The following is a 9,707-nucleotide window of genomic DNA, read 5'->3' on the forward strand; positions in this document are numbered from 1 at the left end:
AGAGGCAATAGGTAATGGAAAGAGTATCTGGAAAAGTGAAGTGGTTTAACGACTCTAAAGGCATTGGTTTTATTAAGCGTGAAGCGGACAGCGATGTCTTTGTTCACTATAAATCCATTTTGCTAGAGGGTCATAAAACACTGAAAAAAGGCCAGCCAGTGACGTTTGCATTGACGTCTACGGAATTTGGTTATCAGGCGGCAGAAGTGCGTATAGAAGATGTGTCACCTTCTAGTATTCCAGAAGGTGAATGTCAGGCGGCGAACGCTTAGTCGAAGCGTGTTAAGCTTGCTCGAGCAACATTTTGTGGGCGAGTTTGACAAAGTCTACCGGTGTCAGAATACCTAATAGCTTGCTGTCTTTGACAACAGGCAAGCTGCCATATTTGTTTTCTATAAAGAATTCGGCAGCAGTATCCAGACTAACACCTGGGTCAATGGTAAGAATGTCTTTATTCATTACTTTAGAAACAGGTGTTTGCTCTTCTTTCTTGGCTAACTGCTGGGTACCAAATTGACTGACCAAATAAAAGGCATAACGGAGATATTCACGTTGTGTCAACATGCCAATGCATTCGCCGCTTTGATTGACAATGGGCAAGTTGCGAATGTTCTTTTCGCTCATCAACTCTTTGGCTTCGGCTAATGAGCAATTTTCTTCAAGAGTGGCTAAATTTGTTACCATCAGGTCTGCAACAGTCATCATATTTGAGCTTCCTATTTGCCAATTATTATTCCAGCAAGTGTGGTGCAAGCTGCCTTCAAAAGCAATTATATTGCCATGAGTCAGATCAACGAAAGGGTGAGTAAATGAGCAGCGATGAAATATGGATGGCAAAAGCGCTATTATTAGCCGAGCAGGCCGCCGCCGATAGTGAGATTCCAGTCGGTGCTATTGTTGTTTTGGACGGTAAGGTGATCGGGGAAGGCTATAACTCTCCTATCTCCCAATGTGACCCGACAGCGCACGCGGAAATTCAAGCCATTAGAGATGCTTGTAAAAAGGTGAATAACTACCGTTTAACGGGCGCGACTTTATACGTCACATTAGAGCCTTGTGCTATGTGTGCAGGGGCTATTGTTCATTCACGCGTAGCACGAGTTGTTTATGCCGCGACAGAGCCAAAAAGTGGTATTGTCGAAAGCCAAGGGCGTTTTTTTGAGGCTCCGTTTTTGAATCATAAAGTGGCTGTGGACGGTGGAACATTAGCAGAGCAAGCCTCGTTACAGCTAACACAATTCTTTCAATATCGTCGTGAGCAAAAAAAGAAGCTCAAACAATTAGCGAAAAAGGCCATATAGGCGTTTTTTTTCTTCATTTAGTGCAGAAAATTCAGACACTGCTGGCCTCTATTTGGGTCATTGATTTAAAATACCCGCAACATATCCCCCAAAACTACCAAGTGAGGCAATACTCGACATGCTAACCCTGCATGGTTCCGCAGCGCTATCAGCGTTTCGCAAGGCAAAGTTGTTGGCCAACATGAAAGCATCAGTACCATCCGTTACGGATGTGGATGCGCAATTTCTACATTTTGTTGAATTGCATGATGGCCAAGCGCTTTCTACAGAACAAGAAACCGTTCTTCAGCGCGCTTTAGCCTACGGTCCTAAATCCTCCCAAGTCAGTTCATCTGAGCAAAGTGTATTAGTCGTTCCTCGTTTAGGTACGATTTCACCTTGGTCTTCAAAAGCAACCGATATTCTTCATAACTGTGGTCTTGCGGCCGTGTCTCGTGTTGAACGTGGTGTGGAATATTTTATCCACAGTACTTCGCCGCTGACATTAGCTGAGCTGGATCTGTTATCAGAAATGTTGCATGACCGTATGACAGAAAGCGTGCTTCCGGCATTAAGCGACGCTGCTGACATGTTTTCTCATGCAGAGCCTGCTCCTATGACATCAGTCGATGTGTTAGCAGGTGGGCGAGCGGCATTGGTTGAGGCAAACCAAGCGCTGGGCTTAGCATTAGCAGACGATGAAATCGATTATCTTGTGGACTCTTTTATTGAGTTGGGTCGTAACCCAATTGATGTAGAGTTAATGATGTTCGCGCAAGCGAACTCTGAGCATTGTCGCCACAAAATCTTTAACGCGTCTTGGACCATTGATGGCGAAGAGCAAGAACGTTCTTTGTTTAAAATGATCAAAAACACCCATGAGCACAATCCTGATGGCACCTTGTCTGCTTATAAAGACAATGCAGCCGTGATGGAAGGTAGCTTTGCTGGGCGTTTCTTCCCTGCGCCAGGAACGCGTGAATACGACTTCAGCCAAGAGAACATTGATATCTTGATGAAGGTGGAAACCCATAACCATCCGACCGCTATTTCGCCATTCTCTGGTGCCGCAACAGGTTCCGGTGGTGAAATTCGTGATGAAGGCGCAACGGGTATTGGTTCAAAACCAAAAGCTGGTTTGAGCGGTTACACCGTTTCTGATCTTAAAATCCCTGGCTTTGAACAGCCATGGGAAAGCTACTACGGCAAACCTTCTCGAATCGTGACGCCTCTGGATATCATGATCGAAGGCCCTATTGGTGGCGCGGCCTTTAACAATGAGTTTGGTCGTCCGAACTTGCTGGGGTATTTCCGCAGTTACGAACAAAAAATCCAAGGTGCAAGCCAACAAGAAGTCCGTGGTTACCATAAGCCAATTATGTTGGCGGGTGGCATGGGTAATATTCGTCGTGAGCACGTTGAGAAACAAGAAATCAAAGTAGGCGCTAAGCTGATTGTGCTTGGTGGACCTGCAATGTTGATCGGTCTAGGTGGCGGCGCGGCTTCCTCTATGGCCTCAGCAGACGGCAACGAAGATCTAGACTTTGCTTCTGTGCAACGTGGTAACCCAGAAATGGAACGCCGTTGTCAGGAAGTGATCGACCGTTGTTGGCAGCTTGGCGACAACAATCCAATCAGCTTTATCCACGATGTGGGTGCTGGTGGTTTGTCGAACGCGCTACCTGAATTGGTAAAAGACGGCGAACGTGGCGGCAACTTTGATTTACGTAAAGTATTAAACGATGAGCCAGGTATGTCACCGCTAGAGATTTGGTGTAACGAATCTCAAGAGCGTTACGTGATGGCGGTATCGCCTGAGCGTATTGAAGAATTTACTGCAATTTGTGAGCGTGAGCGTTGCCCGTTTGCCATTGTTGGCGATGCGAAAGAAGAGCTTCATTTAGAAGTAGCGGATGATCACTTTGGTAATAAGCCAGTGGATCTACCAATGTCTGTATTGTTTGGTAAGCCACCTAAAATGCACCGTGAAGCGACCAAAGCCATCATCGAGGGTGATGATTTCACGGCAGTCGACGTGGATCTTGCTGAGGCGGCGCAGCGCGTTTTAAGCTTGCCTACCGTTGCTAGCAAAAACTTCTTGATCACCATTGGTGACCGTTCTATCACTGGTATGGTGGCTCGTGATCAAATGGTGGGTCCTTGGCAGGTGCCAGTTGCCGATGTGGCGGTTACGACTTCCTCATTAGACAGTACCACTGGTGAAGCCATGACTATGGGTGAGCGTACACCAATTGCCTTGTTGAACGCCCCAGCGTCAGGTCGTATGGCCGTCGGTGAAGCCTTAACCAACTTGGCGGCAGCGCAAATTACTCAGCGTAACCACATTAAATTGTCTGCAAACTGGATGGCCGCAGCGGGTCATGAAGGCGAAGACGAAAAACTTTACCAAACCGTAAAAGCGGTTGGTATGGAATTGTGTCCAGCATTGGATATCGCGATTCCAGTGGGTAAAGACTCCATGTCGATGAAGACAGTATGGAAAGAAGAAGGCGAAGAAAAAGCCGTTACTTCACCATTGTCTTTGGTGATTACCGCGTTTGCTCCCGTAGCGGATGTACGTAAAACCCTTACCCCAGAACTGCAAAATAAAGCCGATACGCGTTTGTTGTTGATCGACTTGGGTGCCGGTCAGAATCGTCTAGGTGGTTCTGTTATTGCCCAGGTTTACAACAAGCTAGGCCAACAAGCTCCCGATGTTGATAACGCAGCAGCGTTGGCTGGCTTCTTTGATACGACACAAGCCTTGAATGCAGAAGGTAAGTTGTTGGCTTACCATGACCGTTCTGATGGTGGTGTGTTTGCTACCTTGACAGAAATGTCCTTTGCGAGCCACTTAGGTCTGAACATTGACCTTGATGACACTATCAGTCAGCAAGATCAAATTGCGCCGGTTTTATTTAGTGAAGAACTAGGGGCTGTTATTCAGGTTAATGATGCGGATGTAGCAGACATTGTTGCGGCTTACGCGAAAGTAGGTGTTACAGCCACTTCTATTGCGACTCTATCCGGTGATGACAGCATTCGCGTACGCTTTGCTGGTGACACCGTGTTGGAAGAAACGCGTATCAACTGGCAGCGTGTTTGGTCTGAAACCAGCTACCGCATTCAAGCGTTGCGTGACAATCCAGAATCCGCTCAACAAGAATTTGATAACTTGTTGGACGCAAAGGATCCAGGTTTGTCTGCTAAGGTAAGCTTCGACCAGAATGAAGACATCGTGGCCGCTTTTGTTGCATCAGGTGTTAAGCCTAAGATCGCAGTATTGCGTGAGCAGGGCGTGAATGGTCAAGTGGAAATGGCAGCGGCCTTCCATAAAGCCGGTTTTACTCCGATCGATGTTCATATGAGTGACATCTTGTCTGGTCGCACAACGCTAGATGAGTTTAGTGGTTTAGTGGCGTGTGGTGGTTTCTCTTACGGTGATGTATTGGGTGCAGGTGAAGGTTGGGCTAAGTCCATTCTTTTCAACCCAGTGGCTCGCGAGCAATTTGAGTCTTTCTTCAAGCGTCCAGATACTTTCTCATTAGGTGTGTGTAACGGTTGTCAGATGTTGTCTAACCTACACGAGCTTATTCCTGGTGCAGAGCATTGGCCGAAGTTTGTTCGCAACCAATCGGCACAATTTGAAGCACGTCTGGTGCAAGTAGAAGTCCAGAAGTCGAACTCTATTATGTTGGCTGGCATGGAAGGATCACGTCTGCCGATTGCGGTTGCCCACGGTGAAGGTCAAACAGAATACCGTGACGACCAAGACATGGCGGCACTTGTGTCTTCATCTCAGGTCGCATTACGCTATGTTGATAATTACGGTCAGGCGACGGAACGTTACCCATTCAACCCGAATGGGTCAGCTGAAGGTATCACGGGTTTAACATCAGAAGATGGTCGTGTGACAATTATGATGCCTCACCCAGAGCGTGTTTACCGTACGGTTCAGCACAGCTGGCACCCAAGCGAATGGCAAGAACAAGCGCCATGGTTGCGTTTGTTCCAAAACGCACGCAAGTGGTTAGGCTAATACCTTAGCTTATTAAGTTTGTTTGAAAAGCCCTCTACTCGAAAGAGTAGGGGGCTTTTTATTGCTGGTGTATCAATGAAGGATAGTAGAGGGGAGGTAAAGACAATAAAAAACCCAGTGTGATAACACACTGGGCTAAGGGAAATACGAGAGTCGTATTTAAAAAGCGGACGCCTTAAAGTGTAGGGCCTGCTTTAACAATCTCCTCAGAAATCGTGTCAAACTTTTTGAAGTTATCAACAAATTGAGCGATTAGTTTTTTCGCTTGTTCTTGGTAAGCTGATTGGTCAGCCCAAGTATTACGAGGATTTAATAACACGCTGTCTACACCAGGAACCTGAGTAGGTACATCCAAGTTAACATCATCTAAATGTTCGGTTGGAGTATCAATCAGTGCGCCAGATTGAATGGCAGCGATAACGGCGCGGGTCGTTGGAATGCTAAAACGCTTACCACCTTGACCATGAGCACCGCCAGTCCAGCCGGTATTAACTAGGTAAACCTTACTGCCGAATTCTTCGATACGCTTAATCAATAGATCCGCGTAGACATCTGCAGAGCGTGGGAAGAAAGGCGCACCAAAACAAGTAGAGAAGGTAGATTTAATGCCGCTACCTGCACCCACTTCAGTAGAGCCTACTAGAGCAGTGTAGCCACTTAAGAAATGATAAGCTGCTGCTTCTTTGCTTAAGATAGATACAGGCGGTAATACACCGGTTAAATCGCAGGTTAAGAAGATGATGGCATTTGGTTCGCCTGCGCGGTTTTCTGCAGCGCGTTTTTCAATGTGTTCACGTGGGTAGCCAGCACGGCCATTTTGAGACAGTGAAGTGTCTGCGTAATCGGCAATACGAGTTTCAGGGTCCAATACTACGTTTTCCACGATAGTACCAAACTTAATCGCATCCCAAATGATAGGTTCATTCTTTTTCGACAGGTCGATGGTTTTTGCGTAGCAGCCACCTTCGATATTAAAGACAGTGTCTTTACCCCAACCGTGCTCGTCGTCGCCAATCAAGAAACGTTCTGGATCAGCAGAAAGTGTGGTTTTACCTGTGCCAGATAAACCGAAGAAAAGCGTGACATCGTCATCTTGTCCTACGTTCGCTGCACAGTGCATAGGTAATACATCATGAGCAGGTAACAAGTAGTTTTGCACAGAGAACATGGCTTTTTTCATTTCGCCCGCATAGCGCATACCAGCAATCAGAACTTTACGCTCAGCGAAGTTCAGGATGACGCAGCTTTCAGAGTTGGTGCCATCACGCTCCGGTTCGCAAACGAAACCAGGGGCATTAATGATTTGCCATTCGCCTTTAGTCGCTGGATTGTAAGTGTCAGGGCGAATGAATAAGTTACGGCCAAACAAGTGGTGCCATGCGGTTTCGGTGCGCATGATCACAGGTAGATAGTATTCATCACCAGCACCAACGTGAATGTTAGAGACAAAGGATTCTTTTTCATTCAAATAGCCTTCGACACGATCCCATAGAGGTGCAAACTTTGCTTCTGGAAATGCGCGGTTAACAGGGCCCCAGTGGATGTTGTCTTTGCTGGATGCTTCTTCAACGATGAATCGATCCATCGGAGAGCGGCCAGTACGAGCGCCAGTTTCTACCACTAGTGCACCGTTGTCAGCGAGAACGCCTTCGCCATTTTGAAGGGCGATTTCAACAAGTTGTGGGGTTGTTAAATTTGAATGAATTGCTGTTGCTTTAGATGCAGAACGCATGTCGTAAAATCCTCAGATCTATAAAATATGGTCTAATTATTATTGTTATTTTTTAATGGGGGAATTAGGTTGAAATCGATAGTAACAAAACAATCTAAAAAAAAATATTGTTATAGCGATATGTTATTTTATTACTTTTTAGTAAAAAACAAATAACATGCAATCCACTGATTTATATGGATATTTTTATTATTTTATGGGTTTTTAGTGTTTTTCTCTCCGAACTTTAGAATTCAAAGACAACATTTCTGTTATTTTCTTTCTGTTTTGTTTGTATTTTTCGAAAGAGAAATATAATTACTTGGAATATCGAAATAGCTTCTTGACAAGAATAAAGCGCATTTTTGGTAAAACCCTGATTAAAGTGAGGATATCTTCTACGAAAGCCTCAATAAATTCATAATTATTTGCATTTTTCTTGTTTTAGTAGCCCCTGAATCCCCAATCTTCATGGTAAGATTATTTCTCGAATTCCCCCTCTTTCTAAAGGTTGATCGAACTTATGTTAAAAACGAATCAGAACTGCAATATTGGATTTGTCGGCCTCGGCGTAATGGGTAAAAACCTGGCTTTAAATGTCGCTGACCATGGCTATCGAGTTGCAGGTTTTGATCTTGACGCAGAGAAAATAAAAGACGTTCTTGATACTGAGGAGCGTGAGCGTCCAGACTCACAGAATGAAGCCCGTATCATTGGTTGTTCTAATATTGAAGAGCTATTAGGCAGCTTAGTAAAACCTAGAGTGATTGTTGTACTCGTGCCAGCAGGAAAGCCTGTTGATGCCGTTTGTGATAGTTTAATTGAAGCAGGTTTAGAGCCAGACGATATCGTTGTTGACTGTGGTAACAGTCAGTGGACAGATACTATTCGTCGTGAGGCAGAATACAAAGACCGTCTTAAGTTCTTTGGCACGGCCGTCTCTGGTGGTGAGGTCGGTGCACGGTTCGGACCATCTCTAATGCCTGGTGGTGATGCTGACTCTTGGAAATACTTGCAACCAATGTGGGAAGCTGTTGCGGCGAAAGTAGATGCTGATGGCAATCCCATTGTTAGCAATATTCCTGGTAAACCAGTTACTGAAGGTGAACCATGTACCGCTTATCTTGGGCCAAACGGTGCCGGTCACTATGTGAAAATGGTGCATAATGGTATCGAATATGCCGACATGCAGCTAATCTGTGAAGCCTACCATTTATTGCGATCGTTACTAGGTTATGAACCTGCAGAAATTGGCAAGTTGTTTGAGAAGTGGAATCAAGGGGTACTTAATAGTTACCTTGTCGAAATTACGGCAGATATTCTGCAGCAGTATGACCATAAAACAGGCGCGCCATTAGTGGACATGATCCTCGACAGTGCTGGCCAAAAAGGTACGGGGCGTTGGACTTCTATTAGTGCCACACAAATGGGTGTTCCGGCAGGTATTATTAGCGAGTCTGTTTATGCGCGTGCATTAAGTACTCTTACTGCAGAACGAGAGCATGCCGCTGGCATTTTAACGGCGGATGTTGAAAGTGGTGATATTGAAGCTGCTGATGTTGAAAAGGCGATTGAAGAGGCGCTTTATTGCGCTAAGATCTGTGCTTATGCTCAGGGCTTTCAATTACTGCGTGCCGCAGAAAAAGAATATGACTGGACGTTAAACTTCACCGATATCGCAAAAATTTGGCGTGGTGGTTGTATTATTCGTGCTTCGTTCCTACAAAAAATAGCCGATGCCTTTATTGAGAACCATGATTTAGAGAACTTGCTGCTTAATGACTACTTTGCCAATGCGATGGCGGAGAAACAGTCAGGGCTTCGCAAAGCGGTTGTACTTGCTGCTCAATCAGGTGTGCCAACGCCATCGTTCTTTTCTGCATTAGCTTATTTTGATGGATATCGCTCTGAAGTCTTGCCTGCTAACCTATTGCAAGCACAACGAGATTATTTTGGTGCGCACACTTATGCTCGTGTAGATGATGACTCTAGTCAGAAGTACCATACTTTTTGGCAGGAAGAAGGCCGTCCAGAGCGTAAGGCATAATATAAGCTTTATTTAGCGCTTTCTAAAAAGGGTCTACTTATATAAGTAGACCCTTTTTTGTTTTCTACTGATGCTGTGTGTTCTTTATTTAGACTAGAGGTGGCGAATAGCGACCCTTGTTGCTCTTTTTCGAGCTTTTCTCATTGATATTTGTCTTGAGGGTGAGTTACTGATTAGTTAACGGTTTTTTTTGTGCTTGCTCTCCTTAATTGACGCTCTTATAGAGATGAATGAGATGGCGAGCGCTGATTAAGAAGGTAGGTGTTGGTTGTTTTATGAACAAAAAGTCTGTTTTTTGTTGGTTAATTGAACAGTTTTTGTTTTCTTTTAAATTAATTGCGATAAATGTCACTTTTTCTCAGAAAAGGGTTGCACTAAATCTGTAGATCCTTAATATACGCCCTCGCTGACACGGACAACGCTTCACAACAACGAAGACGATGTCTAGCTTACTAAGTAAGCCAACAAGTCAGCACGCTCTTTAAAATAGATAATCAGATAATTTGTGTGGGCGCTCGCTGGAGTCTTCAGAAGGTCATCGCAGTTCGGTTTTACCGGAATGTAGTTGATCAAAAAAATTGAAGACTTACGAGAGTCAAACACGTCAATTCGCTTTATGTTGATTGTTCT

At 44.9% G+C, this 9,707-nt stretch carries 7 protein-coding genes; 4 read left to right on the forward strand and 3 right to left on the reverse strand.

Annotated elements, in window-relative coordinates:
* Positions 1–14 precede the first annotated feature (14 nt).
* A complete protein-coding gene (locus tag DFP81_RS13340) occupies positions 15–272 on the forward strand; it encodes a cold-shock protein (protein ID WP_115898394.1) in 258 nt (85 codons plus the stop codon).
* Between the two features lie 10 nt (positions 273–282).
* Here the strand turns inward: DFP81_RS13340 and DFP81_RS13345 are convergent, their stop codons facing one another.
* Complete coding sequence (locus DFP81_RS13345; RefSeq protein WP_115898395.1) at positions 283–705, reverse strand: CBS domain-containing protein; 423 nt, start codon at positions 703–705, stop codon at positions 283–285.
* Positions 706–809: 104 nt separating this feature from the next.
* On the opposite strand from DFP81_RS13345, the gene tadA reads away from it, so the two are divergent.
* Positions 810–1,301 (forward strand): tRNA adenosine(34) deaminase TadA, encoded by a 492-nt coding sequence (tadA, locus tag DFP81_RS13350; protein WP_115898396.1) that lies wholly within the window; start codon positions 810–812, stop codon positions 1,299–1,301.
* Between the two features lie 118 nt (positions 1,302–1,419).
* Positions 1,420–5,319, forward strand: a complete 3,900-nt coding sequence (purL, locus tag DFP81_RS13355) for a phosphoribosylformylglycinamidine synthase (RefSeq protein WP_115898397.1) — start codon at positions 1,420–1,422, stop codon at positions 5,317–5,319.
* A 175-nt stretch (positions 5,320–5,494) separates the two neighbouring features.
* Here purL and DFP81_RS13360 read toward each other — a convergent pair whose 3' ends face one another.
* Entirely contained in the window at positions 5,495–7,051 is a 1,557-nt protein-coding gene (locus tag DFP81_RS13360; protein ID WP_115898398.1) for a phosphoenolpyruvate carboxykinase, read from the reverse strand.
* Between the two features lie 502 nt (positions 7,052–7,553).
* On the opposite strand from DFP81_RS13360, the gene gndA reads away from it, so the two are divergent.
* Entirely contained in the window at positions 7,554–9,077 is a 1,524-nt protein-coding gene (gene gndA, locus DFP81_RS13365; RefSeq protein ID WP_115898399.1) for an NADP-dependent phosphogluconate dehydrogenase, read from the forward strand.
* A 444-nt stretch (positions 9,078–9,521) separates the two neighbouring features.
* Here the strand turns inward: gndA and DFP81_RS18360 are convergent.
* The coding region (locus DFP81_RS18360) for a hypothetical protein (protein ID WP_220342967.1) at positions 9,522–9,707 on the reverse strand (186 nt) is incomplete at its 5' end.

Source organism: Marinomonas pollencensis (assembly GCF_003387375.1).
Lineage (GTDB): Bacteria > Pseudomonadota > Gammaproteobacteria > Pseudomonadales > Marinomonadaceae > Marinomonas > Marinomonas pollencensis.